Source organism: Actinomadura sp. NPDC000600 (assembly GCF_040492135.1).
GTDB lineage: Bacteria > Actinomycetota > Actinomycetes > Streptosporangiales > Streptosporangiaceae > Spirillospora.
In genome coordinates, this window is the sequence record NZ_JBEUPD010000007.1 from 154,964 (window position 1) to 180,358 (window position 25,395).

22 protein-coding genes are annotated in these 25,395 nt (G+C 73.9%); 16 read left to right on the top strand and 6 right to left on the bottom strand.

The genetic code is table 11. The annotated features are described in order from the left end of the window. Positions 1–75 precede the first annotated feature (75 nt). Together ABWI07_RS13120 and ABWI07_RS13125 are read left to right on the top strand one after the other, a co-directional pair. Positions 76–1,884, top strand: a complete 1,809-nt coding sequence (locus tag ABWI07_RS13120) for a S1C family serine protease (protein ID WP_353818669.1) — start codon at positions 76–78, stop codon at positions 1,882–1,884. 121 nt (positions 1,885–2,005) lie between these two features. Beyond that, complete coding sequence (locus tag ABWI07_RS13125; RefSeq protein ID WP_353818670.1) at positions 2,006–2,356, top strand: sec-independent translocase; 351 nt, start codon at positions 2,006–2,008, stop codon at positions 2,354–2,356. A 105-nt stretch (positions 2,357–2,461) separates the two neighbouring features. Here the strand turns inward: ABWI07_RS13125 and ABWI07_RS13130 are convergent, their stop codons facing one another. Next, the gene (locus ABWI07_RS13130) at positions 2,462–3,601 is read right to left on the bottom strand and encodes an Mrp/NBP35 family ATP-binding protein (RefSeq protein WP_149263435.1); all 1,140 of its coding nucleotides are present in this window, start codon (positions 3,599–3,601) and stop codon (positions 2,462–2,464) included. Positions 3,602–3,730: 129 nt separating this feature from the next. Between ABWI07_RS13130 and ABWI07_RS13135 the strand changes: the two genes are divergently transcribed. After that, positions 3,731–4,189, top strand: a complete 459-nt coding sequence (locus tag ABWI07_RS13135) for a MarR family winged helix-turn-helix transcriptional regulator (RefSeq protein ID WP_353818671.1) — start codon at positions 3,731–3,733, stop codon at positions 4,187–4,189. On the opposite strand, the gene ABWI07_RS13140 is transcribed toward ABWI07_RS13135, so the two are convergent. Both ABWI07_RS13140 and ABWI07_RS13145 read right to left on the bottom strand, forming a co-directional pair. Continuing rightward, a complete protein-coding gene (locus ABWI07_RS13140; protein WP_149263436.1) occupies positions 4,186–4,686 on the bottom strand; it encodes a DUF1003 domain-containing protein in 501 nt (166 codons plus the stop codon). The two genes, ABWI07_RS13135 and ABWI07_RS13140, sit on opposite strands and share 4 nt — an antisense overlap. Beyond that, on the bottom strand, positions 4,683–5,981 hold the full coding sequence (locus ABWI07_RS13145) for a magnesium transporter MgtE N-terminal domain-containing protein (RefSeq protein WP_149263437.1): 1,299 nt from the start codon (positions 5,979–5,981) through the stop codon (positions 4,683–4,685). The genes ABWI07_RS13140 and ABWI07_RS13145 overlap by 4 nt, the downstream gene beginning before the upstream one ends. 106 nt (positions 5,982–6,087) lie before the next feature. On the opposite strand from ABWI07_RS13145, the gene ABWI07_RS13150 reads away from it, so the two are divergent. Continuing rightward, positions 6,088–6,987 (top strand): RNA polymerase sigma-70 factor, encoded by a 900-nt coding sequence (locus ABWI07_RS13150; protein WP_353818672.1) that lies wholly within the window; start codon positions 6,088–6,090, stop codon positions 6,985–6,987. A gap of 31 nt (positions 6,988–7,018) precedes the next feature. Here ABWI07_RS13150 and ABWI07_RS13155 read toward each other — a convergent pair whose 3' ends face one another. Then, the gene (locus ABWI07_RS13155; protein ID WP_149263439.1) at positions 7,019–7,519 is read right to left on the bottom strand and encodes a hypothetical protein; all 501 of its coding nucleotides are present in this window, start codon (positions 7,517–7,519) and stop codon (positions 7,019–7,021) included. A 39-nt stretch (positions 7,520–7,558) separates the two neighbouring features. On the opposite strand from ABWI07_RS13155, the gene ABWI07_RS13160 reads away from it, so the two are divergent. Both ABWI07_RS13160 and ABWI07_RS13165 read left to right on the top strand, forming a co-directional pair. Further along, on the top strand, positions 7,559–8,497 hold the full coding sequence (locus tag ABWI07_RS13160) for an HpcH/HpaI aldolase/citrate lyase family protein (RefSeq protein WP_149263440.1): 939 nt from the start codon (positions 7,559–7,561) through the stop codon (positions 8,495–8,497). 74 nt (positions 8,498–8,571) lie between these two features. After that, positions 8,572–10,023, top strand: a complete 1,452-nt coding sequence (locus ABWI07_RS13165) for a CPBP family intramembrane glutamic endopeptidase (protein WP_353818673.1) — start codon at positions 8,572–8,574, stop codon at positions 10,021–10,023. 22 nt (positions 10,024–10,045) lie between these two features. Here ABWI07_RS13165 and ABWI07_RS13170 read toward each other — a convergent pair whose 3' ends face one another. Continuing rightward, the gene (locus ABWI07_RS13170; protein WP_149263442.1) at positions 10,046–10,435 is read right to left on the bottom strand and encodes an NUDIX hydrolase; all 390 of its coding nucleotides are present in this window, start codon (positions 10,433–10,435) and stop codon (positions 10,046–10,048) included. An 84-nt stretch (positions 10,436–10,519) separates the two neighbouring features. Between ABWI07_RS13170 and ABWI07_RS13175 the strand changes: the two genes are divergently transcribed. The 4 genes from ABWI07_RS13175 (at position 10,520) to ABWI07_RS13190 (ending at position 13,765) form a co-directional block, all read left to right on the top strand. Next, the gene (locus tag ABWI07_RS13175) at positions 10,520–11,167 is read left to right on the top strand and encodes a DUF6758 family protein (protein ID WP_149263443.1); all 648 of its coding nucleotides are present in this window, start codon (positions 10,520–10,522) and stop codon (positions 11,165–11,167) included. 27 nt (positions 11,168–11,194) lie between these two features. After that, the gene (locus ABWI07_RS13180) at positions 11,195–12,061 is read left to right on the top strand and encodes a PHP domain-containing protein (RefSeq protein WP_149263444.1); all 867 of its coding nucleotides are present in this window, start codon (positions 11,195–11,197) and stop codon (positions 12,059–12,061) included. A gap of 10 nt (positions 12,062–12,071) precedes the next feature. After that, complete coding sequence (locus ABWI07_RS13185; RefSeq protein WP_149263445.1) at positions 12,072–12,779, top strand: MBL fold metallo-hydrolase; 708 nt, start codon at positions 12,072–12,074, stop codon at positions 12,777–12,779. A gap of 86 nt (positions 12,780–12,865) precedes the next feature. Beyond that, the gene (locus ABWI07_RS13190; protein WP_149263446.1) at positions 12,866–13,765 is read left to right on the top strand and encodes a RecB family exonuclease; all 900 of its coding nucleotides are present in this window, start codon (positions 12,866–12,868) and stop codon (positions 13,763–13,765) included. Here ABWI07_RS13190 and ABWI07_RS13195 read toward each other — a convergent pair. Beyond that, the gene (locus ABWI07_RS13195) at positions 13,762–14,670 is read right to left on the bottom strand and encodes an oxygenase MpaB family protein (RefSeq protein WP_149263560.1); all 909 of its coding nucleotides are present in this window, start codon (positions 14,668–14,670) and stop codon (positions 13,762–13,764) included. The two genes, ABWI07_RS13190 and ABWI07_RS13195, sit on opposite strands and share 4 nt — an antisense overlap. A 117-nt stretch (positions 14,671–14,787) precedes the next feature. Here ABWI07_RS13195 and ABWI07_RS13200 point away from each other — a divergent pair, with 117 nt between their 5' ends. The 6 genes from ABWI07_RS13200 to ABWI07_RS13225 all read left to right on the top strand — a co-directional run bounded on the left by ABWI07_RS13200 (position 14,788) and on the right by ABWI07_RS13225 (position 25,281). Further along, a complete protein-coding gene (locus ABWI07_RS13200) occupies positions 14,788–15,246 on the top strand; it encodes a MarR family winged helix-turn-helix transcriptional regulator (RefSeq protein ID WP_235037276.1) in 459 nt (152 codons plus the stop codon). Positions 15,247–15,272: 26 nt separating this feature from the next. Next, positions 15,273–16,691, top strand: coding sequence for an MFS transporter (locus ABWI07_RS13205; protein ID WP_353818674.1), 1,419 nt, complete (start codon positions 15,273–15,275; stop codon positions 16,689–16,691). 552 nt (positions 16,692–17,243) lie between these two features. Continuing rightward, the gene (locus ABWI07_RS13210; protein ID WP_353818675.1) at positions 17,244–23,099 is read left to right on the top strand and encodes a type I polyketide synthase; all 5,856 of its coding nucleotides are present in this window, start codon (positions 17,244–17,246) and stop codon (positions 23,097–23,099) included. Then, positions 23,096–23,530, top strand: a complete 435-nt coding sequence (locus ABWI07_RS13215) for an acyl-CoA thioesterase (protein WP_353818676.1) — start codon at positions 23,096–23,098, stop codon at positions 23,528–23,530. Before ABWI07_RS13210 ends, ABWI07_RS13215 begins: the two co-directional genes overlap by 4 nt. 13 nt (positions 23,531–23,543) lie before the next feature. Further along, on the top strand, positions 23,544–24,353 hold the full coding sequence (locus ABWI07_RS13220; protein ID WP_353818677.1) for a class I SAM-dependent methyltransferase: 810 nt from the start codon (positions 23,544–23,546) through the stop codon (positions 24,351–24,353). Positions 24,354–24,558: 205 nt separating this feature from the next. After that, positions 24,559–25,281, top strand: a complete 723-nt coding sequence (locus ABWI07_RS13225; protein ID WP_353818678.1) for a cutinase family protein — start codon at positions 24,559–24,561, stop codon at positions 25,279–25,281. Positions 25,282–25,395: the final 114 nt, after the last annotated feature.

Consider the following 25,395-nt stretch of genomic DNA (forward strand, 5'->3'; position numbering starts at 1 on the left):
CTTATGCTCGCCACATGCCATGCGGGGCAGCATGAGCACGGATAACGAGGACCATGCTCGGTAGGAGAGATGGGGATGACGGAAGACAACCGCGGCCCGGTCAGGGCGCCGTCGGAGGACGACGACGTCGTCCCCGGCCAGGAGCCTGAGCGTCAGGAGGCGGCGGCCCCTCCCGAGACGGTGACCGACCGGGAGATCCCCCTGGAGCAGCCGGTGGACGACCCCGAGGCCGACGACCCCGAGCCCGGACCGGCCCGCGCCGAGGACGGCGCCGAACCGCGCCCCGAGGACGGGCGCGAGTCCGGCGAGGAGGGCGACCGCCTGGTGGCCGGGGGGTTCGCGCCGCCCGACTCGTTCGGCGGCCCGCCCGACACCAGCGAGGACGTGCTCTCCCAGGCCGCCGCGGACATGCCGCAGGAGGTGCCGCTGCAGGACGCCCCGCCGCGCGACATGCCGCAGCCCCCGCCGCCGGTCCCGCTCGACAAGCCGCCCGTGGAGGCGGCCGACGACCGGCCGCGGCCGGGGTTCGTCCCGCACAACCAGGACCCGAGGGCCGCGCAGGGCGGCCCGTACGGGGGCTGGCCGCAGCAGTCCCACCAGGGGCCGCCGCCGCCCGCGCCCGGGCGCCCGCCGATGGGCCCGCCGCCCGCGCCGCCCGGCCCGCCGCCCCCCGGCGGCCCCGGCCCCCGCCCGATGGCGGGCTACGGGATGCCGCCCGGCGGCACCGGGCCCAACTGGGCGCCGGTGCCCGCGCCCCCGTCGTCGTCGCGCGGCGGCCCGGGCCTCGGGCTCCTCGCCGTCGTCGCGCTGATCGTCGCGCTGGTGGCCGGGGCCGTCGGCGCCGGGATCGGCGTGATCGCGACCGGTGGCGACGACGACCCCTCCTCGGTGAGCCTCGGCGGCAGCAACAGCAGCGACACCAAGGTGCAGAGCCGCCCGCCGGACTCGGTCGCGGGCGTCGCGCAGCGGGTGCTGCCGAGCGTCGTGATGATCCGGGTGCAGTCCGCGCAGGGCGAGATCGGCGGCACCGGCTTCATCGTGAACGGCGGCTACGTCATCACCAACAACCACGTCGCCTCCGGCGGTGGCGGCGGTGGCGGCCAGATCCAGATCGTCTTCAACGACAAGAAGACGCTGCCCGCCACGATCAAGGGCGCCGACCCGAGTTCGGACGTCGCCGTGCTGAAGCCGGAGGGCCAGCACTCGCTGCCCCCGCTGCCGGTCGGCGACTCCAGCGCCATCGCCGTCGGCGACCCGGTGATCGCGATCGGCTCGCCGCTCGGCCTGCAGGGCTCGGTCACCACCGGCATCGTCAGCTCGCTGAACCGGGCCGTGCCCACGCGCGGCGAGGGCGGCGGCGGTGACGCGTCCTACCTCAACGCCATCCAGACCGACGCCGCGATCAACCCGGGCAACTCGGGCGGACCGCTGGTGGACGCCAAGGGCCGCGTGATCGGCATCAACACCGCGATCGCGACGCTCGGCGGCCAGTCGATGGGCGGGGAGCAGCAGAGCGGCAGCATCGGGCTCGGCTTCGCGATCCCGATCAACCAGGGCAAGCGGATCGCCGAGGAGATCATCCGGACGGGGACCGTCAAGCAGGCCAAGCTCGGCGTGCTGCCCGACCCCCGCTACCAGGAGGGCGGCGCCCGGATCATGCAGCAGCCGGTCAACGGGCAGGACCCGGTGACCAAGGGCGGCCCGGCGGACAAGGCGGGCCTCAAGCCCGGCGACGTGATCACCAAGGTCGACGACAAGCCGATCGAGGACGCCACCGACCTGATCGCGCAGATCCGCAGCCGCGCGCCGGGTGAGCGCGTCACGCTCACGTACCAGCGGGGCGGCAAGGAGGCGACCACCCAGGTGACCCTGGGGTCCGACTAGGCGCGGATGTTCAAGTCCGGTTCATCCGGGCTGGGGATACGCTGGGGGGACCGGCCCGCCTCTGGGCCGGTCCCCTTGGGTTGTGTGGCCCGCCGCGGCGGGCCGGTGTGTGGAGGACGGGTTGTTCGACGTCGGACTCGGTGAGATGGCGGTGCTCGTCGTCCTCGCCCTGGTCATCTTCGGGGACAAGCTGCCGCAGGTCGCGGGGCAGGCCGGCCGGATGCTGCGGCAGTTCCGCCAGATGGCCGACAGCGCCAAGGCCGACCTCCAGGAGGGGCTCGGCCCCGAGTTCAAGGACTTCGACCTCAACGACCTCAACCCGAAGACGTTCGTCCGCAAGCACCTCTTCGAGGACGACGACACCTACCCGAAGAACGACTCAGGCCTCTTCGACGACGAGCCCTCGTACGCGACGACGACCACGGGCCTCGGCCCTAGCGAGAAGCCGCCGTTCGACAACGAGGCGACCTGACCTCGCGGACCTTCCGTTCCCCCGGCGGCCCACCGCGGTCTGGGGTGTGCCCGCCCGCCCCGGCCTGACTTCCTGCCCGGGGTAGAGGCCCCGGGCAGGTACCGGTCAGCGGCCCTTCGGGCTGATGCCGAGGGACATGCCGGCGAGGCCGCGGCTGCGGCCCGCGAGCTTGTCGGCGATCGTGCGCAGCTCCTTGGCGGCGCCGGCGTCGGGGTCGGCGAGCACCAGCGGGACGCCGTTGTCGCCGCCCTCGCGCAGGCGCGGGTCGATCTGCACCTGGCCGAGCATGGGGACGCGCGTCCCGAGCGTCTTCGTCAGCGCGTCCGCGACCGTCTGGCCGCCGCCCTCGCCGAAGATGTGCTGCTGCTCGCCGCAGTGCGGGCACGTCAGGTAGGACATGTTCTCGATCACGCCGACGACCTGCTGGTGGGTCTGCGCGGCGATCGCGCCCGCCCGCTCGGCCACCTCGGCGGCGGCCTGCTGCGGGGTGGTGACGACGAGGATCTCCGCGGACGGCAGCAGCTGCGCGACCGAGATCGCGATGTCGCCGGTGCCGGGCGGCAGGTCCATCAGCAGGATGTCGAGGTCGCCCCAGTACACGTCCGCGAGGAACTGCTGGAGCGCGCGGTGCAGCATCGGCCCGCGCCACACGACCGGCTGGTTCCCGGCGGTGAACATGCCGACCGAGATCACCTTCACGTCGTGCGCGGTCGGCGGCATGATCATGTCTTCGACCTTGGTGGGCGGGGTGTCCACGCCCAGCATCCGCGGCACCGAGTGGCCGTAGATGTCGGCGTCCACGACCCCGACCTTGCGGCCCTGGGCGGCCAGCGCGGCGGCGAGGTTCACCGTCACCGACGACTTGCCGACGCCGCCCTTGCCGCTCGCGACCGCGTACACCTTGGTCAGCGAGTTCGGCTGGGCGAACGGGATCTCCTTGGCGGGCTGCCCGCCGCGCAGCTTGGTCTGCAGCTCCTTGCGCTGCTCCTCGCTCATCACGTCGAGGTCGACGCGCACGGAGGAGACGCCGTCGAGTTTGGACACGGCCTCCGTGACGTTCTTGGTGATGGTGTCCTTCATCGGACACCCGGCCACGGTCAGGTAGACGCCGACGCGGACGGCGCCGTCCGCGTCGATGTCGATGCTCTTGACCATGTCGAGCTCGGTGATGGGCTTACGGATCTCGGGATCGAGCACCGTGGCAAGGGCCGCGTTCACCCGCTCGGTCGTCACAAGGGAGGCCATGTGTCCATGGTATGAACCCCGCGTGCCAACCTGCTAATCAGGGTGTCCGGCCTCACACGCCATGGTGTGCGACCTCACGCGGGGCGGCCGCCCATCGCCCGGACGGCGCGCCGGGCCTACGATCGGTCCGTGACCAGCGAAACCGCCCCGGCCGCCGCCGAGCTGATCGTGTGGCGGACCCTGCTGCGCGCGCAGGCGCGGCTCTCCCACCGGCTGCAGGCGGAGCTGCTGGCCCGCCACGACCTCGCGCCCGGCTCCTACGACGTGCTGATGCACCTCGGTGAGGCGCCGCACGGGCGGCTGCGGATGAACGACCTCGCCGACCGCGTGCTGATGTCGCGCAGCGGCCTGACGCGGCTGGTCGACCGGATGCAGCGGGACGGGCTGGTGACCAGGCAGTCCTGCGCGAGCGACGCCCGCGGCCTGTTCGCCGCCCTGACCCCCGAGGGCCGGGCCCGGCTCGCCGAGGCCGCGCCCACCTACCGGGAGGTCGTCCGCGACCACGTCCTGAGCCGGCTGGACGAGCCGGACGTGCGCACCCTCGGCCGGATCCTGGACAAGCTCGCCGACGAGGGGGACCCCGCCTAGGGGACGGGGTTCTTCGCGTCCAGCTCCTTGAGGATCTGCTGGAGCTCCGAGCGCACGAAGTCGCGGGTGGCGACCTCGCTCAGCGCGACCCTCAGCCCGGCGATCTCGCGGGTCAGGTACTCGGTGTCGGCGATGCTCCGCTCGTTGCGCGACCGGTCCTGCTCGTACTGGACGCGGTCCCGGTCGTCCTGCCGGTTCTGGGCGAGCAGGATCAGCGGGGCCGCGTAGGACGCCTGCAGCGACAGCATCAGCGTCAGGAAGATGAACGGGTACGGGTCGAACCGGAGCGACGGCGGCGCCACCACGTTCCACCCGAGCCACAGCGAGACGAACACCGTCATGTAGACGATGAAGCGGGCGGTGCCGAGGAACCGGGCGATCTGCTCCGACACCCGCCCGAACGACTCGGGGTCGTAGTAGAGGCGGCGCGGCAGCAGCGACCTGCGCAGCTCCCTCGGCTGGTCCAGGCGCGCGGTCATCTCGCGTGTCGTCGTCATGTCGTCCCCCGCAGAGCCTCTTCCTCGGGATCGGCGGCCCCCTCGGCGGTCGCCTCCATCGCGGCCTCCCGCCAGTCCTCGGGCAGCAGATGGTCGAGGACGTCGTCGATCGTCACCGAGCCCAGCAGGTGCCCGTTCTCGTCGACGACCGCCCCCGCGACCAGGTTGTAGGTGGCCAGGAACATCGCGACGGCCTCCAGCGACATGGTGGGGCGCAGCGGGTCCAGCGCGGTGTCCACGATCCCGCTGACCAGCGTCGGCGGCGGCTCGCGCAGCAGCTTCTGGAAGTGCACCGTGCCGAGGTAGCGGCCGGTCGGCGTCGCGGTCGGCGGGCGGCACACGTACACCTGCGCCGCCAGCGCCGGGTTCAGATCGGGCCGGCGGATCAGCGCGAGCGCCTCGGCGACCGTCGCGTCCGGCGGGACGACCACCGGGTCGGTCGTCATCAGCCCGCCCGCCGAGTTGTCGGGATAGGTGAGCAGCCGCCGGACCGGGGCCGCGTCGCGCGGCTCCATCAGCGTCAGCAGCTGCTCGCGCTGCTCGGTCGGCAGGTCGCCGAGCAGGTCGGCGGCGTCGTCGGGGCCCATCGCCTCCAGGACGTCGGCGGCGCGGTCCACGCCGAGCTTGCCGAGGATCTCGATCTGGTCGTCCTCGGGCAGCTCCTCCAGGACGTCGGCGAGCCGCTCGTCGTCGAGCGCGACCGCGACCTCCGTGCGCCGCTTCTCCGGCAGCTCGTGCACGATGGTGGCGAGGTCGGCGGGCTTCATCCGCTCGAACGCGGCGATCAGCCCGGCCGCGCCCTGCCCGTGCTCGACGGCGGAGAACCCCTCCACGGCGTCCCAGTCGACGACCATGCTCTCGCCGCGCTTGCGCAGGCCCCGGCCCGTCCGGCGGCGGACGGCGACCTTGGTGACGAGCCAGTCGCGGGTCCGGGTCGGCTCCATCGCCACGTCCACCACGGAGACGGCGGCGCCGGTCTCGCGGACCCGGACGGTCCGGTCGAGGATCTCGGCGATCACCAGGGTCTCCGACCCGCGCTTCTGGAAGCGGCGCACGTTCAGCCGCCCGTCGAAGACGATCGCGTCCGGCTCGATCACCGTGACCCGGGTGATCGGCAGGAACACCGCGTGGCGCGAGACGACCTCCACCACCAGGCCCAGCACCCGCGGCGGGCGGGGCGCGAGGCGCAGCGCGACCACGACGTCGCGCACCCGGCCCACCTGGTCTCCCGCCGGGTCGAACACCGCGACGCCCGCGAGCCGGGCGAGGAACACCCGCGACGGAGCTCCGCTCATGGCCTGGACACTACCCGTGATCTCGGGACTGATCCGGACGGGTACGTCACATCCGGCCGCGACCCGGCGTCCGGGGGGCGAAGGGGACGTGAAAGGGTGGAGGACCGTGAGCGACGCCTTCGCAGAGCCTTTCGAGCAGTACCGCAACCTGCTGTTCGCGGTGGCCTACCGGATGCTCGGCACGGCGGCCGACGCCGAGGACGCCGTCCAGGACGCCTGGCTCCGCTGGTCGGCGGGCGACCGCTCCGGCGTCTCCGATCCCAAGGCCTACCTCGTCCGGATCACCACCAACGTCGCGCTCGACCGGCTGCGCTCGGCGCAGGCCCGGCGCGAGACCTACATCGGCCCGTGGCTGCCCGAGCCGATGCTGACCTCGCCCGACGTCGCCGAGGACGCCGAGATGTCGGAGTCGGTGTCGATGGCGATGCTCGTCGTCCTGGAGACGCTGAGCCCCCTCGAACGCGCCGTGTTCGTCCTGAAGGAGGTCTTCGGCTACCCCTACGCCGAGATCGCCCGGGCGCTGGACCGCTCGGAGGCGTCGGTCCGGCAGCTCGGCACCCGCGCCCGCAAGCACGTGGAGGCGCGCCGCCCCCGCTTCGAGGTCGGCGGCGCCGAGCGGCGCGCCGCCACCGAGCGGTTCTTCGAGGCGGTCCTCGGCGGCGACGTCAACAAGCTCATGGAGGTCCTCGCGCCCGAGGTCGCGCTGTGGTCGGACGGCGGCGGCAAGGTCCGGGCGCCGCTCCGGGCGATCTTCGGCGCGGAGAAGGTCGCGCGCTTCCTCTCCGCCATCGGGGGGCAGCCCTACCGGGGTGTCGACCCGGCCGACATGCGGTTCAGGCGCGTCCAGCTCAACGGCGAGCCGGCGATCGTCGTGGACGGCCCGGACGGGCCGATCAGCGCCGTGTCCGCCGACATCGGCGAGGACGGCCGGATCGCGGCCCTCCACCTGATCGCCAACCCGGACAAGCTGCGCGCGGTCGCGGAGGGGCGCCACCTGCCGATGTGAGGGCCGCCGCCGCCGGCCGGCGAGGCGGCGGCTACCGGTCGGCGTGCCGCCGCTTGCCGCCGTACATGCGCGGGGGCGCGCCGGCGGTCGTCGCGGGGGTGGGGACCGGCCGCACGGCGGCGTACTCCTCGTCCGCCTCCACGGCCTCGTCGGCCGGGGTGAGCCGCACGATCCACGACTCCTCGGCCCACGTCTCGACCTGGCCCTCGTGCGTCCGGGCGTTGAGGCGCTCCTTGGCGAGGATCGGCGTCACCTCGTCCCACAGCGCCGTGCCGGGCTCGACCCGCTCGGCGTCGGCGACGAACGCGAGGAGCCGGCCGCCCTTGTCCTTGCTGCGCAGGATCACCGTCACCTGCGCGGCCTCCGGCAGCCCCGGGAGCGGCTGCTCGCCCTCCCCGCCGGTGAGCACGTACGCCGACCCGTCGTGCCACACGTGCCAGGCGGCGCGCGGCTGGACGAGGCCGGGCAGCTCCAGCCACAGCAGCCCCGACTTCTTGGCCGCCTCCTCCACCAGCGCCCTGTTCAGACCCATGCGACGAGGGTCTCATACCGCTGGATAGCATCCGGGGCCATGCGCTCTCGACGTACCACCCTCGCGGTCCCGGGCAGCAATCCCCGCTTCATCGAGAAGGCGCAGGGGCTGCCCGCCGACGAGGTCTTCCTCGACCTGGAGGACGCCGTCGCCCCGTCGGCCAAGGAGGCCGCCCGCGCGACCGTGGTCGCCGCGCTCAACGACGGCGACTGGACGGGGAAGACGCGGGTGGTGCGCGTCAACGACCTGGAGACCCACTGGGCCTACCGGGACGTGATCGAGGTCGTCGAGGGCGCCGGCGCCGACCTCGACGCGGTCATGCTGCCGAAGGTGTCGGACGCCGGCCACGTCCAGTGGCTCGACCGGCTCCTCACCCAGATCGAGCGGGCCATGGGCCTGCCCGTCGGCCGCATCGGCATCGAGGCGCAGATCGAGGACGCCAGGGGCATGGTCAACGTCGACGCCATCGCGGCGTCCTCGCCGCGGCTGGAGACGCTGGTCCTCGGGCCCGGCGACCTCATGGCGTCGATCAACATGAAGACGCTCGTCGTCGGGGAGCAGCCGCCCGGCTACACCGAGGGCGACGCCTACCACTACATCCTCATGCGGATCCTGATGGCCGCCCGCGCCCACGACCTCCAGGCGATCGACGGGCCCTACTTCAACGTCCGCGACGTGGAGGCCTTCACCCGCGTCGCCGAGCGCTCGGCCGCCCTCGGCTTCGACGGCAAGTGGGTGCTGCACCCGTCCCAGATCGAGGCGGGCAACGCGGTCTTCTCCCCCTCCCAGGACGACTACGACCACGCCGAACTGATCCTGGACGCCTACGAGCACTCGCTCGGCGAGGGACGCGGCGCCGCCCGGCTCGGGGACGAGATGATCGACGAGGCGTCCCGGAAGATGGCCCTCGTCGTCGCCGCCAAGGGCAGGGCGGCGGGAATGGCGCGGACGAAGCGCTTCGACCCGCCCGGGAACTGAAGGACCCGTACGATTCGTCCCAGGTTGTACGCAAGGGTTCGCCGAACACCAGGGTCCACAAGAAGGGGTCGCACGTGGCAGGAGCAGGGGACGGCGACGGCTGGGCACCCCTAGACCCCGAACTCGGGCGCGAGCCGCGGAGGGACCCGCAGCCGTCCGGCCCCCGGCCCGTGCCGCACGGCGAGGCGCAGCCGCCCGCCGCCGACTGGCCGTCGCCGGACCAGGCCCAGCCCCAAGACGCCGGATGGCCTCCCGCAGCCCAGCAGCCGTACGGCCCCGGACAGCCGTCCGAGGCCGGGCAGCCGTACGGAGCCCAGCAGCCCTATGGCGCTCAGGCCTATGGCGCGCAGGGCTATGGCGCCCAGCCCTACGGCACGGGCCAGCCTTACGGAACCGGCCAGTTGCCCGTGTACAAGCCCGGGATGCCGTACTGGGAGGGGGCGCCTGCGCAGCCGGACGCGTACGGGCCGGGCCCCTACGGCGCCGGGTACGGGATCCACGCGGCCAAGCGGCCCTGGACGGTGCCGACGCCGAAGGAGGTCCCGTTCCACCGGCTGGCGCGCAACGAGGCGCACCGGTGGTGGCGCCCGCTGGTCGGCACCCTCGGGATCGCCGTCGTCGGGATGGCGCTGGCCGTCGGGCTGATGATCGTGGGGGTCATCGTCCAGGCGCTGGTCACCGGCGAGGCCCCGGACACCTCCGGGACGGGCGACCAGATCTTCGGCGACCAGACGGCCGACCTGGCCTTCAACCTCGGCGCGCTGGCGCTGTTCCTGCCGGTCGCGCTGCTCGGGGCCTGGGTCGTCCAGCGGCGGCGGCCGGGAACGCTCTCCTCGGTCGCGGGACGGCTGCGCTGGCGCTGGCTGCTGGCCTGCAGCGGTCTGGCGATCCTGTTCTGCGCCGTCTCCTACGGGACGGCGATCGTCGCCGGCGCGGCCATGCACGACCAGTCGGGCGGCGACGAGCACTGGGTGGGGTGGGGGAAGTTCGTCGCCCCGGCCGTCGTCATCATCCTGCTGGTGCCGTTCCAGTCGGCGGCGGAGGAGTACGTGTTCCGCGGCTGGATGCTCCAGGCCGTCGGCGCCTGCACTCTGGAGAACGCCAGGGGACGGGCCGGACGCGCCTTCAGCGTCGTGTTCCGCACGCCGTGGCCGGGGATCGTCGTCGGGTCGGCCCTGTTCACGTCGGGGCACGGCTACACAGGCTGGGGCATCCTCGACATCTTCGCCTTCGGCGCTATCGCGGCGTGGCTCGCGGTGCGGACGGGCGGGCTGGAGTCCGGCATCGCCCTGCACGTGTTCAACAACCTGATGGCGTTCCTCGGGCCCGCCGCGGTCGGCCAACTCGACATCGAGCAGGGCAGCGTCCCGTGGCAGGTCGTCGCGGCGGACATCGTCCCGATGCTGCTGTACGCGGCCGCCGTCCTGTGGCTGGCGCGGCGGATGCGGGTCCGGACCGTCACGGCCGGCGACGGGGACGGCCAGGCGCCGGTGACGGCGGCCACCGAGCCCGTGCACGCCTCCTAGCTCGTCCGGGAGGGCCGCCCGGTCACAGGACGCCCCATTCGGCGAGGGCTCTGAGCAGGCCGGGCGTCATCGGGAGGCCGTCCATCTCCGCGGGCGGAACCCAGCGCACGTCGGACGCGTCGTCGCCCGCGCGGAGCGTCCCGCCGGTCGCGGTCGCCTCGTAGTCGTGGATCTCGTAGACGACGCCGCCGGGCCCGGCGCGCTCGACCGTCCCGGCCAGGGCGCCGACGAGGACGTCCAGGCCGGTCTCCTCCCTCAGCTCGCGGACGACCGCCGCGGGGTCGTCCTCGCCGGGCTCGACCCGCCCGCCCGGAATGGACCACAGGCCCTCGCCGGGCGGATGCCCGCGCCTCACCAGCAGGAACCGCCCCTCGGCGTCCCGGACGATCCCGCCGACGCAGCGCACTCGCATGACCCCATTTTCTCGCCACTTTTCCCTGGCGAGGCCCCCGCCCGCCTTGACGAGGCGGGATGCGGCCGCGCAAGGTGGTTACTCATGAGGGCGGAGCCCACATGCCCGCGCTGCGGGGGTCCTGTCAGCGCGCCGAACCTCTGGTCCAGCGACTGGAGTTGCGGCGTGCACGGCGCCGTACTGCCGCGCCAGCCGTCCAAGCGCCCCGGCCCCGAGGGGCTGGCCGCCGTGCTGCGGGACGCGAGGGTCCCCGTCTGGACGCCCTGGCCGCTCCCGGCGGCCTGGCTCGTCACGGGGTTCACCACGGTCGGGGACGAGCGCTCGGGCGCCCGCGCGACCGCCGTCGCGGTGTCCGGGCCGGGGCTGCTGCGCGGCCCCGCCGACATGGTCCTGATCGCCGAGGAGCCGGGGATCGGCCTCGGCGCCCACTACGCCGGGCTCGCGGGCCCCGATCCCGGGAACGGGTTCAACGGCGGACCGCCGCACGTGAAGCTGGAGGTCGCCGGCCCCGCCGCGACCTGCGGGCAGACGGTGCCGATGTGGACGGTCGGCGACCGCTCCGACCGCGCCGCCTACGTCGGCGAGGCGATGGGGAACTGGCTGTGGGCGGTGCTGTGGCCCGCCGACTCCGGGGTGCTCCTGCTGGAGCACCTGACCCTGCTCGACCTCCGCGAGCCGGGCATGGAGCTCGACCTCCCCTACGGCGCGCACAGCCCCCGCCTCGACGGCTGAGCCGCGTCCGGTTGGTAGGAAGGGTCCATGCGGATCGATCTGCACTGCCACAGTGACGCGTCCGACGGCACCCGGCGGCCGGCCGAGGTCGTCCGGCGGGCGCGCGGCAACGGCGTGGACGTCGTCGCGCTCACCGACCACGACACGGTCGCGGGCTGGGACGAGGCCGCCGCGTCCCTCCCCGACGGGCTGGCGCTCGTCCCCGGCATCGAGCTGTCGTGCAAGGAGGGCGGCCGGAGCCTGCACATGCTGGGCTACCTGTTCGATCCCGGCGAGCCGGAGCTGGCCGCCGAGCTGGCCCGGATCCGCGACGACCGGGTGATCAGGGCGCGCGCCATGGTGGAGCGGCTCCGCGAGCTGGGCGCCGGCGTCACGTGGGACATGGTCCGCGCGCTGGCGAGCGGCGAGGCGGTCGGACGCCCGCACATCGCGCGCGCCATGGTGGAGGCCGGCGTGATCGAGACGGCGGACGAGGCGTTCACGTCCCGATGGATCGCCCAGGGCGGCCGCGTCTACGTCGACCGGTACGCGCTCGACCCGGAGCGGGCGATCGAGCTGGTCCGCGCCGCCGGGGGAGTGTGCGTGCTGGCGCATCCCCGGGCGCGCCGCCGCGGCTATGTGTTCGAGGACGAGGTGATCGAGAGGCTCGCCGCCGCCGGGCTCGCCGGGGTGGAGACCGACCACCCCGACCACGCCCCCGAGGACCGCGCCCGGCTGCGCGGCCTGGCCGCCGCGCTCGGGCTCGCCGCGACCGGCTCCAGCGACGACCACGGCGCGTTCACCGGCGACCGGATCGGCGCCGAGACCACCGCGCCGGACGCCTTCGAGGCGCTCCGCGCCGCCGCCACCGGCGGTGATCTCCGTCTGCCCGACCGGGGCGGCGAATCGCGGTAGGGTGCGAAGCGTGGACGCGCGCATCGAACAGGTGGTGACGTCGGGGAAGCTCACCCTGGACGACACCGAGTACGACGTCGAGAACAACACCTACATCGTCGGCGACGACGACGAGGTCATCGTGATCGACCCGGCGCACGACGCCGAGGCCATCCTCAAGGAGGTCGGTGACCGCGAGGTCATGGCCGTCCTGCTGACCGACGGCAACGAGCACCGCCTCAGCGTGGTCCTCGAGGTCGCCGCCGCCGGCGAGGAGGACGAGGACAACTGGGCGCCGATCGCCCTGCACCGCGCCGACCGGCTGCTGTGGCGCGACTACTTCGGCCGCCTCGCCAAGGAGGAGGACGACGAGGACGACGCCAAGGCGCTGCGCTCCCTCGAACCCGACATCTGGCTGGAGGACGGCGGCGTCTTCGAGATCGGCGACGCGCAGCTCGAGATCGTGCACACCCCGGGCCACACCCCCGGCAGCGTCTGCGTGATCAGCGAGCAGCTCGGCCTGCTGTTCTCCGGCGACACGCTGCACCGCGGCCGTCCCGGCTCGGTCGGCGGCGCCTACGAGGACCTGCGCAAGCAGCTCAACTCGATCGGCGCCCTGCTGACCCCGCTGCCGAAGGACCTGCGGGTCCTGCCCGCCCAGGGCGAGGAGACCACGGTCGGCGACGAGGACGCCCGCTGGGAGAGCTGGGGCTCGCTGGCGCAGGAGACCGACGACTGACCGATGCCCGGAGCGAAGCGGAGGGCGGCGGTCAGTCCCCCGTCCCGGGGGGTCTGGGGGGTCGTCCCCCCAGAGAGGGCATAGCCTTGGAGCAGCTCGGGTTCGAGGGGATGCCCCGGCGGCTGTACACGTGCACGCCGTCGCGGCTGAACACGTGGCTTGACTGCCCGCGCCGGTACCGGATGACCTACCTCGATCGTCCGATGCCGCCGAAGGGCCCGCCGTGGGCGCACAACAGCGTCGGGGCGAGCGTGCACAACGCGCTGGCCGGCTGGTGGCGGCTGCCCGTCCAGGAGCGCAGTCCCGAGGCGGCGGGGACGCTGCTGGCCCGGGGCTGGCTGACCGACGGCTTCCGGGACGAGGCCCAGTCCGCGCAGTGGCGTGAGCGGGCCCGGGAGATGACGGAGCGGTACGTCGCGGGGCTCGACCCGTCCGACGAACCGCTCGGCGTCGAGCGCACCGTGGCGACCCGCACCGACCGGATCGCGGTGTCCGGGCGCATCGACCGGCTCGACGCGCGGGGCTCCGAGCTCGTAGTCGTCGACTACAAGACGGGGCGGCACGTCCTCACCGCCGACGACGCCCGCGGCTCGCTGGCGATGGCGATCTACGCGGTGGCGGCGTCGCGCGTCCTGCGCCGCCCGTGCCGCCGCGTCGAGCTGCACCACCTTCCGTCCGGTGAGGTCGCGGTGTGGGAGCACACCGACGAGTCGCTGGCCCGGCACATCCGGCGCGCCGAGCAGATCGCCGCCGAGGCCGCGGCCGCCGACGACGCCTACCGTGAGATCGCCGGTCCCGCCAAGGGGAACCGCACCGTGCCGAGGCCCCGTGACGGGGAGGTCGACCACGGCCCGTTCGACGAGTCGTTCCCGCCGCGTCCGGGGAACCTGTGCTCGTGGTGCGACTTCGCCCGCCACTGCCCCGAGGGCCGGGAGGCCGCCCCGCGCAAGGAGCCGTGGGCGGCGCTCCCCGTCGACGCCGTCTAGGCGGGCGTGAGGGCCCGGCGGTCGGGCCAGCGGCGCGGGTCGCGCAGGCCGTACAGGCCCTTGCTCAGGTCGTAGCCGTCGGCCGCGAGCCGCTGCCGGGCGCGGTCCAGCATGTCGCGGGTGTTCTTCGCGAACGCGTAGTCGTGGACGCGCTCGGGCACCGAGTTCATCGCGAGCCGGAACGACTTCAGCGCCGCCGTCACCGCGGGCTGCGGCACCTCGGGCAGCGCACCGTACATCTGGCGCGCCCAGTCCGGCAGGGAGTAGTAGCAGAGCGCGCCGAACGGGAAGTAGCCGGGCTTGCCGGGGGAGAGGAACTTCAGGTTGTCCGGCAGCGTCGGCCACATGAGGAACCGGACGGTCTCCGCCGCCTCTTCGGTGACCCGCAAGCGCGGCCGCATCTCGGCGAAGAACGCCTCCATCTCGGCGACGCCGCCGGGAACGTCGTCGGCGTGCAGCCCGACGAGCGTCGCCGACTTGCGCTGCTCGTACAGGTAGCGGTCGGCCATGGCGTCCGTCAGCGGCAGCCCGGCCCGCCGCGCCACCTCCAGGTAGGAGTACACCTCGGCGCAGTGCACCCACAGCAGCAGCTCGGGCTGGTCCAGCCGCTCCTTCTTCCCGGTGTCGTGGTTGAGGATGCGCAGGCTCCGGTGGATCTCCCGCACCCTGTACGCGGCCTCCTCGACCTCCTCCGGACTGCCGAACGTGCCGAGCCCGACGAAGTCGGACGTCCGCTGGAGCCGCCCGAACGGGTCCTCGCGGAAGTTGGAGTTCTGCCAGACGCCCCACATCGCCATCGGGTGCAGCGCCTGGAGCATCAGGCTGCGCACGCCCCCGACCCACATGGACCGGTCGATGTGGACGCGCCACGTGACGCTCTCGGGGGGCTGGACGGTCGCCGGCATGTACACCTCCATGAGACAAACTGAAGTAAGTGTGTCATTACTTCGACGGCCCCGCGACACCGCCCCACCCTGGACGAGATGCATAGAGACTATATATAAAGCTGCTATCTTTCAGGCATGAGCCGCCAGGGCGCCGCGCACGGCGCTTCCGAAGCCATCGGGTCAGCCCTCTACGGTCTGGCCACCAGGGCCGTGAGACGCCTTCCCCGCGACATGAGCCTGACGTCCGCCGCCACCTTGGCCACCCTGGACAAGACCGGCCCGCGGCGGATCACCGATCTGGCGGCGGCCGAGGGCGTCACCCAGCCCGCGATGACCGTCCTGGTCCGGGTGATGGAGGAATCCGGGCTGGTCGAGCGGACGGGCGATCCGTCCGACAGGCGGGTCACGCTGGTGCGCCTGACCGAGGCCGGCGAATCGTACGTCCGGACGCGGCGCCAGGCGGGCGTCGACGCGTACGCGCGGTTGATCGACGAGCTCACCGATGACGAGGTCGAGGCCTTGGCGGCTGCCCTTCCGGCGCTGCTGCGTCTGGCGGAGCTCGAAAGCCACGCCCGAGAGGAGTCGGACCGGTGACCGCGGCCGAGGCTCATGACCAGCCCATGAGCGCTGCCCCGGCTCGTTCCGAGGCACGTCTGCTGGTCCCCGCCCTGATATTCATCGCCTTGGTCGTGGCGGCGGTCGCCAGCCTCGGGACGCCGCTCATCACCAGCGTGGCGACCACGTTCCATGTCTCCCTCGACAGCGCGCAGTGGACGCTGACCATCGCCCTGCTCAGCGGCGCCGTCGCCACCCCCGTCCTCGGCCGGCTCGGCGCCGGTCCGCACCGGCGGGCCGCGATTCTCGCCACGCTTGCGATCGTCGTCGCCGGCAGCGCGCTCACGGTGCTGCCGCTGCCGTTCGCCTGGCTGCTCGTGGGCAGAGCGGCCCAAGGCGTCGGACTCGGTCTCACGGCGCTGATGATGGGCGTGGCCCGCGACCATCTTCCCAAGGGGCGCAGCGCGGCCACGATCGCCCTGATCTCAGTGGTCTCCATCATCGGAGCCGGCGTCGGCTACCCGCTGGCCGCGCTGCTCGCCGAGTTCGGCGGACTGCGGGCCGCCTACGGCCTCGGCCTGCTCGTCACCGCCATCGCGTTCCTGACCGCTTGGCGCTCCATGCCCGCGGCTCCCGAAGGCCGCTCCGCTCACGTGAACGTGGCCGGCGCGCTCTTCCTGGCGGGTGGACTGCTCCTCGTCCTGTTCCTGGCCGGCGAGAGGAGCCTGTGGAGCCGGCACCTCGCCGTGGCGGTGACCCTGGCCGTCGCCGCCGTGCTCCTGCTGTGCGTCTGGACCGCCTCCGAACTGCGCAGCACGACGCCTCTGGTCGACGTCCGGGCGGTACGGCACCCGGCGGTCGCCGGGGCGAACATCGCCATGTTCGTCGGAGGGAGCGGCATGTACCTCCTGCTCACGCTCATCACCCGCTACGCGCAGACGCCGCACGGCGCCGGCTACGGCTTCGGGCTGAGCACCTTCGTGGCGGGGCTGGTCCTCATCCCGTTCTCCGTGCTGGGGTTCGTCGCCGGCAGGCTCACGCCCCGGGTCCGCCGACGGATCGACGGCCCCCTGCTCCTGGCCGGCAGCGCCGCCATCGTCGGCGGCGGGTTCGTCCTGTTCGCGGCGGCCCGGTCCAACCTGGCCGAACTGCTCGTGGCCATGGGTGTGCTGGGCTTCGGCGTCGGCGGCTTCTCGGCCGCCATGCCCGGCGTCATCCTGGCCGTCACGCCCAAGAGCGAGACGTCGAGCGCGATGAGCTTCAACTACGTCGTCCGCAGCGTCGGGTACTCCCTGGGCAGCGCCATCGGCGGTCTGGTCCTGGCCGCCGGCACCGGCACCGGCCGCCTCTTCCCGGACGAGGGCGCCTACACCACCGCGGCGCTGGTCGGCGTCGCCGCGATGGCGATCACGACGATGACCAGCCTCGTCCTCGCCCGCCGACGCTCACCCGAGACCGATCCGGTCGCGGCCCCGGCCGGCTGACCGAAGCCGTCCGACTTCGACGCCGTCTCCGTCGGCTCGCCGACCCGCAGCGCGCCGGCCATGGATGGATTTGAGCATGCCTCCGAGCATCGTTGAAGGATCATCCATTTCCGCGAGCGCAATTCGCACATGCCCCGGTGCCGCTGCGAATTACGCCCCGTGACGGACGGCTTTTCGTCCGTCGCGCTGCGTGCGGCGCTCACCGGGAAAGCGGTCAACCGGGCACCAAGCGGGATGTGGAGCGCGGTACGCCGCAAACGCGTGATGCCGGGCATGAGTGGGCCGAGAATGGCCGCGGAAGACTCGAAAATGGTTCACTAATGCTCGGTTCGGCCCCTTGACGCCATGAGACCAGGCTGCCTACAGTTCAGTAACTTACAGATTGATCTTGGAATGGGCGGGCGCCGCGGGCGGCGTCCGCACGCTCCGAGAATGGTCAGTCACGGCTTGGCCGCATTTCCTCCCTCCCTGGGCACGGCGCTCGATTCGGCGTGCCCGAAAACGGGCTGCCCGGAAATGCGCGGGCCTTTCGCCGCCGTATTGGGGTGCACTGTGAGCTCTCGAATAGCGATCGTCGGCATGGCGTGCCGCTTCCCGGACGCCGCCACTCCCGAGGAGCTGTGGGACAACGTCCTGGCCGGGCGCCGGTCGTTCCGCCGCATCCCGTCCCAGCGGATCAGGCTGGAGGACTACTACAGCGCCGACCGCTCCGCGGCCGACCAGATCTACATCACCGAGGCCGCGCTGCTGCGCGACTGGGAGTTCGACCGGGTCCGGTTCAAGGTCGCCGGCTCCACCTACCGCAACGCCGACCTGACCCACTGGCTCGCGCTGGAGACGGCGGCCGAGGCGCTGGCCGACGCCGGGTTCCCCGAGGGGCGCGGAGCGCCGGGCGAGAGCACCGGCGTGCTGGTCGGCAACTCCCTGACCGGCGAGGGCATCCGCGCCGCGCAGATGCGGCTGCGCTGGCCGTACGTGCGGCGCGTGGTGGCCGACGCGCTGAAGGACGACGTCGGGACCGACCGCCTCGCGGCGCTGCTCGCCGACCTGGAGCACTCCTACAAGGCGCCCTTCCCCGTCCCGGACGGAGACTCCCTGGCGGGCGGCCTGTCCAACACGATCGCCGGGCGCATCTGCAACCACTTCGACTTCAACGGCGGCGGCTACGTCGTGGACGGCGCGTGCGCGTCGTCGCTGCTGTCGGTCATCACCGCGTGCAACTCGCTGCTGACCGGCGACCTGGATCTGGCGGTCGCGGGCGGCGTGGACATCAGCGTCGACGCCACCGAGCTGATCGGGTTCTCCCGCGCGGGCGCGCTCGCCGTCGAGGAGATGCGCGTCTACGACCGGCGCTCCGCCGGGTTCTGGCCCGGCGAGGGCTGCGGCATGGTCGTGCTGATGCGCGAGGAGGACGCGGTCGCGCGCGGTCACCGCGTGCGCGGCTTCATCGACGGGTGGGGCGTGTCGTCGGACGGGGCGGGCGGCATCACCCGCCCGGAGACCGACGGGCAGCGGCTGGCGCTCGACCGTGCCTACCGGCGCGCCGGGTTCGGCCCGGACGAGGTCGCCTACTTCGAGGGGCACGGCACCGGCACGGCCGTCGGCGACGCCGCCGAGCTGGAGACCCTGATCGAGGCGCGCCGCGCGGCCGGCGGGTCCGCGCCGCCCGCCGCGGTCGGCTCGATCAAGGCCAACATCGGGCACACCAAGGCCGCCGCGGGCGTCGCCGGGCTGATCAAGAGCGTGCAGGCGGTCGGCGCGGGCGTGCTGCCGCCCACCACCGGCTGCGAGCGCCCGCACCCGCTGCTGGACGACGGCCGCGACGCGCTGCGCGTCCTGCGCAAGGGCGAGGCGTGGCCGGAGGGCGCGCCGCTGCGCGCGGGCGTGAGCGCGATGGGCTTCGGCGGCATCAACACGCACATGGTGGTCGAGGCGCCGCGGCCATCGCGCCGCGCCCGCGTCGGCAACCGCACCCGCACGGTCCTCAACTCCCCGCAGGACGCCGAGCTGTTCGTCCTGGACGCCGACTCGCCCGCCGCGCTGGCCGAGCGGGCGACCGCGCTGGCGGCGGTGGCGGAGGCCGCCGCCCGGTCCGAGCTGCCCGACTTCGCCGCGCACCTGGCGGGGCGGCTGGCGCGGCGGCCGTGGCGCGCCGCCGTCGTCGCGGGCGCCCCGGCGGCGCTCGCGGCCGCCCTGCGCCGCGTCGCGGAGCTGGCCGGGGAGGCGACCGGGCAGGCCGGCGAGGGGGCCGTGCGGCACATCGACCCGGCGTCCGGCGTGTTCGTCGGCGGTCCGGGCGAGCAGCCGCGCATCGTCCTGCTGTTCCCCGGCCAGGGCTCGGGGACCCGCTCGGACGGCGGGGCGCTGCGCCGCCGCTTCGAGACGGTGGAGGAGCTGTACGAGGCGGCCGCGCTGCCCGTCGGCGCCGACCAGGTCGAGACCGCCGTGGCGCAGCCGCGCATCGCGACCGCCTCGGCCGCCGGGCTGCGGGTGCTCACCGCGCTCGGCGTGGAGGGCGGTGCCGCCGTGGGGCACAGCCTCGGCGAGATCACCGCGCTGCACTGGGCCGACGCCCTCGACGAGGACGCGCTGCTGCGGATCGCGGCGGCGCGCGGCGCGACGATGAGCGAGCTGGCCGAGGACGACGGCGCGATGGCGGGCATCACCGCGGACGCCGCCACCGTCGCCGCCCTGCTCGACGGCGCGGACGACGGCGTCGTCATCGCGGGCCACAACGGCCCCCGGCAGACCGTGGTCTCCGGCCCGGCGGACGGGCTGCTGCGGGTCATCGGCCGCGCCACGCGGGCCGGGCTGCAGGCCGTCCGTCTCCCGGTGTCGCACGCGTTCCACTCGCCGCTGGTCGCGCCCGCCGCGGAGGCGTTCGAGGGCCGGCTGCGCGGCGAGCCGCTCGCGCCGGTGCGACGCCCGGTGTTCTCCACGGTGACCGGTGCGGCGCTGCCTCCGGGGATGACGCCGGAGGAGCTGCGCGGCCTCCTGCGCGAGCAGATCACCGCACCCGTGCTGTTCGCGGAGGCCCTCAGTGCCGCCATAAGAGGCGCCGGAGGCGCCCCGGGGGCTGTGGGGGGTCGTCCCCCCTCGGACAGCGCAGAGAACTCGGACCTGCTCATCGAGGTCGGGCCCGGGCAGGTCCTGACCCACCTCGCCCGCGAGATCACCGGCGTGCCCGCCGTCGCGACCCGCACCGACGAGGACTCCCTGACCGGGCTGCTCGGCGCCCTCGGCGCGGCGTTCGCCGTCGGCGCGGGCGTGCGGGTCGGGGAGCTGTTCGCCGACCGGCTGGTCCGGCCGTTCGACCCGGACACCGAGCCGGTGTTCATCTCCAACTTCTGCGAGATCGTCCCCGAGGTGGACGCCGCGCTGCTCGCCGACGCGACCGCCCGCGCCGCCGCGCCCGGCGCCGCCTCCGAGAACGGCGTCCCGGACGAGGTCGGGACGGACGACCCGCTGCTGCTGATGCGCACGCTCGTCGCGCGCCGCGCCGAGTTCCCGCTCGACGCCGTCCAGGCCGACAGCAAGTTCCTGGACGACCTCCACCTCAGCTCCATCGTCGTGTCGGAGCTGGTCGGCGAGGCCATGCGCACCCTGGACCTGGCCGAGACCGCCGCCCCCACCGGCTACGCGACCGCCACCCTCGGCCAGGTCGCCGAGACGCTCCGGGAGCTGGTCGCGACCGGCGGCGCCGGGGAGGACGACGCCGAGGCCGCCGCCGCCAAGATCGTCCCGCCGGGGGTGGGTCCGTGGGTGCGGGCCTTCGCGGTGGACCGGCGGGAGACGGCGGCCCCCGGACGGGTCGCCCCGCGCGCCGCGGGCTCCTGGCAGGCCGTCGGGGAGCATCCCGCCGCCGGGCCGCTGCGCGAGGCGCTGGAAGCGGCGGAACTGGGCGAAGGTGTTCTGGTCGTCGTCCCCTCCGGCGCGGACCGTCTCGCCGTGCTGCGGGCGGGCGCCGACGCCGTCCTCGCCGGCAAGGACGTGACGCGCTGCGTGTTCGTCCAGGACGGGCCGGGCGCCGCCGGGTTCGCCAAGACGCTGCACCTGGAGGCGCCCTGGGTGGCGACCACCGTCGTGACCGCCGCCCTCGGCGACCCCGCGACCCCGGCGCTGGTCGCGGCGGACGCCGCCGCGACCGGCCGGTTCCGCGAGGTGATCCACGACGGCGCCCGCCGCGAGCCCTTCCTCGCGCCGGTCGAGCCGCGCGGCACCGACCTGCCCCTCGGGCCGGACGACGTGCTGCTCGTCACCGGCGGCGGCAAGGGCATCTCCGCCGAGTGCGCCCTCGCCCTCGCCCGCGAGAGCGGCGCCCGGCTCGCCCTGGTCGGACGGTCCGATCCGGCGGGCGACGCGGAGCTGGCCGCCAACCTCGAACGCATGGAGGCCGCCGGGGTCACCGCCCGCTACCTGCGCGCCGACGTCACCGACGCCGACCGGGTCGCCGAGGCCGTCGCCGAGGCGCAGGCCGCGCTCGGACCGGTCACCGCCGTCCTGCACGGCGCGGGCGGCAACGTCCCGAAGCTGCTGGAGGAGCTGACCGACGACGACTACGCCCGGACCATCGACCCCAAGGTCGCGGGTCTGGAGGCCGTCCTCGCCGCCGTCGACGCCGCGCGCCTCCGGCTCGTCATCACCTTCGGCAGCATGACCGGGCGCGCCGGGCTGCGCGGCGAGGCCCACTACGCCGTCGCCAACGAATGGCAGAGCGACCTGGTCGAGCGGCTCGCCGCCGAGCTGCCGCACTGCCGGTTCCGCGCCGTCGAATGGTCGCTGTGGTCGGGCGTCGGCATGGGGGAGCGGCTCGGCTCGGTGGAGAACCTGTCCCGCGCCGGCGTCACCACGATCACCCCCGAGCAGGGCGTGGCGATGCTGCGCGACCTGGCCGCCGACCCGGACGCCCCGGTCGTCGCCGTCGTCACCGGACGGTTCGGCGAGATGCCGACCGTGTCGTTCGGCGCTGACGAGCCGCCGCTGCTGCGCTTCCTGGAGCGGCCGCGGGTGCACTACCCCGGGATCGAGCTGGTCGCCGACTCCGACGTCGGCTGGGGCAGCGACCCCTACCTCGCCGAGCACGTGTTCGGCGGCGGGACCGAGGCCGTCCTGCCCGGCACCGTCGGCATGGAGATCATGGCGCAGGCCGCCGCCGCGCTGCTGGGCCTGGACGTCGCGTCCGGCGCGGCGCCCGTCCTCACCGGCGTGGAGTTCCTGCGGGCGATCGCGGTCGCCGAGGACGCCACCGTCACCGTCCGGGTCGCCGCGCTGCGCACCGGCACCGGCAGCGTCACGACGGTCGTGCGGTGCAGCACCACCGACTTCAAGGTGGACCACTTCCGCGCGGTCTGCGAGGCGCCCGCCGCCGCGCCGAAGGGCGCCGGGCTCGTCCGGCCGGAGAACGCCGGGCTGCCGCCCATGGCGATCGACCCGCAGACCGAGCTGTACGGGCCGATGCTGTTCCACGGGCCCCGGTTCCGCCTGATGGGCGACATCCGGCGCGCCGACGCCAAGCACGTCACCGCCCGGCTGCTGCCCGACACCCGCGTGGCCTGGTTCGGCCGCTACCTGCCGGACCGGCTGCTGCTCGGCGACCCCGCCGCCCGCGACGCCTACATGCAGCCCCTCGCCCTGTGCGCCCCGACCGTCCTCGCGATCCCGGCGGGGGTGCGGCGGCTCGTCCCCGGGCCGCGCGCCGGCGCGACCGCCGCGTTCGTCCACGCGCGCTACCGGCTGGACGAGGACTGCTGGGACATGGAGGTCACCGACGAGGACGGCGAGCTGATCGAGACCTGGGAGGGCTTCACGACCCGGATGGTGGAGAAGTTCCCGCTTCCCGCCGGCTGGGTGCCCGCCCTCCTCGGCCCGTACGTCGAGCACGCCCTCGTGGCGTTCGGCCTCGCCGGGCGCGCCGTGGTCGACACCGACCCGGAGGGCGCGTCCCCGGAGGAGGCCGCGGAACTGGCCGTCCGGCGGCTGCTCGGCGGTGACGTCACCCTGCGCCTCGGCCCGGACGGCAGGCCGGAGTCCAGCACCGGCGCCAATGTGTCGATCGCGCACAACGCCGGAGTCACGCTGGCGTCCAGCACCCGCGGCTGCGACCTCCGCCTGGTCGCCTCCCGCGACCGTGAGACGTGGGCCGGGCTGCTCGGCGCGGACGGCCTCGCGCTCGCCGACGCCCTGGACGAGGAGTTCGACACGGCCGCGACCCGTGTGCAGGCGGCGGTCGAGTCGGCGGCCAAGGCGGGGCTCCCCGCCGGGACGCCGTTCACCGTCCACTCCACCCACGAGGACGGCTGGGTCGTGCTGGCCGCCGGGGACGCCCGCGCCGCGACCATGGCGACCGGCGTCCGCGGCGTCGCCGAACCCGTCGTCCTGGCGGTGCTGACCGAGGAGGCGCCCGCGTGAAGGGCTTCGAGTACCGGCACGTCGTCACCATCGAGGACACCGACCTGCTCGGCAACGTCAACTACGTCAACTACATCTCCTGGCAGGGCCGCGCCCGCGAGCTGTGCCTGCGCGAGTACACCCCCGACGTGGTCGCCGGGTTCGGGGACGGCGTGCGGCTGCTCACGGTGAGCTGCCAGTGCGAGTACCTCCGGGAACTGACGATCTTCGACGAGGTGGCCGTCCGGATGACGCCCGGCGAGGTCGGCCAGACCCAGATGACCATGAGGTTCGAGTACTGGCGGCAGCGCCCCGACGGCGAGGAGCTGGTCGCCACGGGCGAGCAGCGCGTCGCCTGCGTCCGCCCGGGCCCCGGCGGCGACATGGTGCCCGCCCGCCTGCCCGAGTCGATGCGCCGCCTGGTCGACGCCGTTACCGCCGGCCGCCGCTGAGAGGAGAACGACCATGGAAGGCGTTTCCGCGACGGCCCGCTGGACGGCCGCCGCCCGCGCGGTGGAGACCCGCCGCGCCGACGCCCTGTTCGCCGACGGGCTCGCCGAGGCGCTCGCCGGACCGGAGGGCTTCGCCCGCTGGGAGCGCTACGACAACCCCGGCACGACCGAGTTCCTTGCCATCCGCACGCGCTGGCTGGACGAGGTGGTCGCCCGGTCCGCGCGGCCGCAGGTCGTCCTGGTCGCGGCCGGCCTGGACACCCGCTCGGTCCGGCTGCACTGGCCGGACGGGACCGTCCTGTACGAGCTGGACCACGCCGACCTCGTGGAATGGAAGGAGAAGCGGCTCGCCGAACTCGGCGCCCGCCACCGCTGCGAACGGCACGCCGTCGGCGCCGACCTGACCGGGCCCTGGGACGAGCGGCTCCGCGCCGCCGGCTGGGACCCGTCCGTCCCCACCCTGTGGATCGTCGAGGGCCTGCTGTTCTACCTCGCCGAACGGGACGCCCGGACGCTCCTGGAGCGCCTGGCGTCCCTGTCGGCCCCCGGCAGCGTGCTGGCCGGCGACCTGATCGCCCACCAGTCGATGATCAGCGAGTTCACCAAGGAGGGCCTGGCGCGCCTGCGCGCGGACGGCTGCCCTTGGCTGTGGGGCACCGACCGGCCGGAGGAGTTCCTGGACTCCTGCGGCTGGCCGGCCTCCGAGGTGCGCCTGCCGGGCGAGGACGGCGCCTCCTTCGGCCGCTGGCCCTGGCCGCCCCTGCCCCGCGACACCCTCGGCTTCCCCATGAACTACCTGTTCACAGCGACTCGTCCCACCTGACGTCCCGGCTCAACCGCCGACCGGCGCGCGCTCGTCTCGAGGCGGGTGCGGAACGTTCAGAACGAGGGGCGGCGGTGACGCCCGTCGGCGGTTGTCGCCGGCTGCCAATCACGGTGTGCGAGGTCTTGCCGGACTGCCTATCTCCGGCACCGCGCCTCGACGAGAGTGGGCGGCCCAGTCGACATGAGCGTCAGGAGTTGGGGTCATGGCCAGTTTCCGATTCGTCCGCGCGGCCGCCCAGGTGGCGGCGTTCGCGGTGGTGTCCAGTACGGTCGGCGTACTCGCCCTGAGCGCGCCCGCGCAGGCCGCCGACTGCAAGCCGGTCAGCATCGTCTCGGCCCGCGGGACGTTCGAGCCGCAGAGCGGGAGCTGGCTGCAGAAGCCGATCGGCGACAAGATCGCCGCGGCGCTGCCCGGCCGGACCAAGTACACCGAGCTCGAATACCCGGCCGCGCCGAACTTCGACACGAGCCCCGAGGCGGGGGTCACCGCCCTGGTGAAGCTGCTCAACGACGAGGCCGCGGCATGCCCCGACCAGCGCTACGTACTGATCGGCTACTCCCAGGGCGCCCAGGTGACCGGCGACTCCCTCGTTCCACCCGCCGACCGGCTCGCCGGCAAGGACGCCGGCGAGGTCTCCGCGGCCGTGCCCGGGAAGATCGCCGCGATACTCCTCTACGGCGACCCGCGCTTCGTCGCCGGCGAGCCCTACAACGCCGGCACGCCCGAACCCGGCAAGAGCGGAGACAAGCCCCGCACCAAGGGTGAACTAGCGGCCTACGCCGACCGGATGAAGGACTACTGCGCCAAGGACGACTTCGTCTGCCAGGGCAGCACCGGCAACGCCATCGCGCATCTGACCTACTTCTTCAACGGGATGAACGACCAGGGCGCCCAGTTCGCGGTCCAGCAGGTTCAGAACTCCTAGCCGTCCCCGTCGGCCGGCCGGTCCTTGCCGGCCGGCCGGTCTCCAGGCCGGGACCGTCGCGCGGTGCGGCGGCCGGCCCGGCCTCGCGAGGGCACCAGTGAAATCCACGGGGTG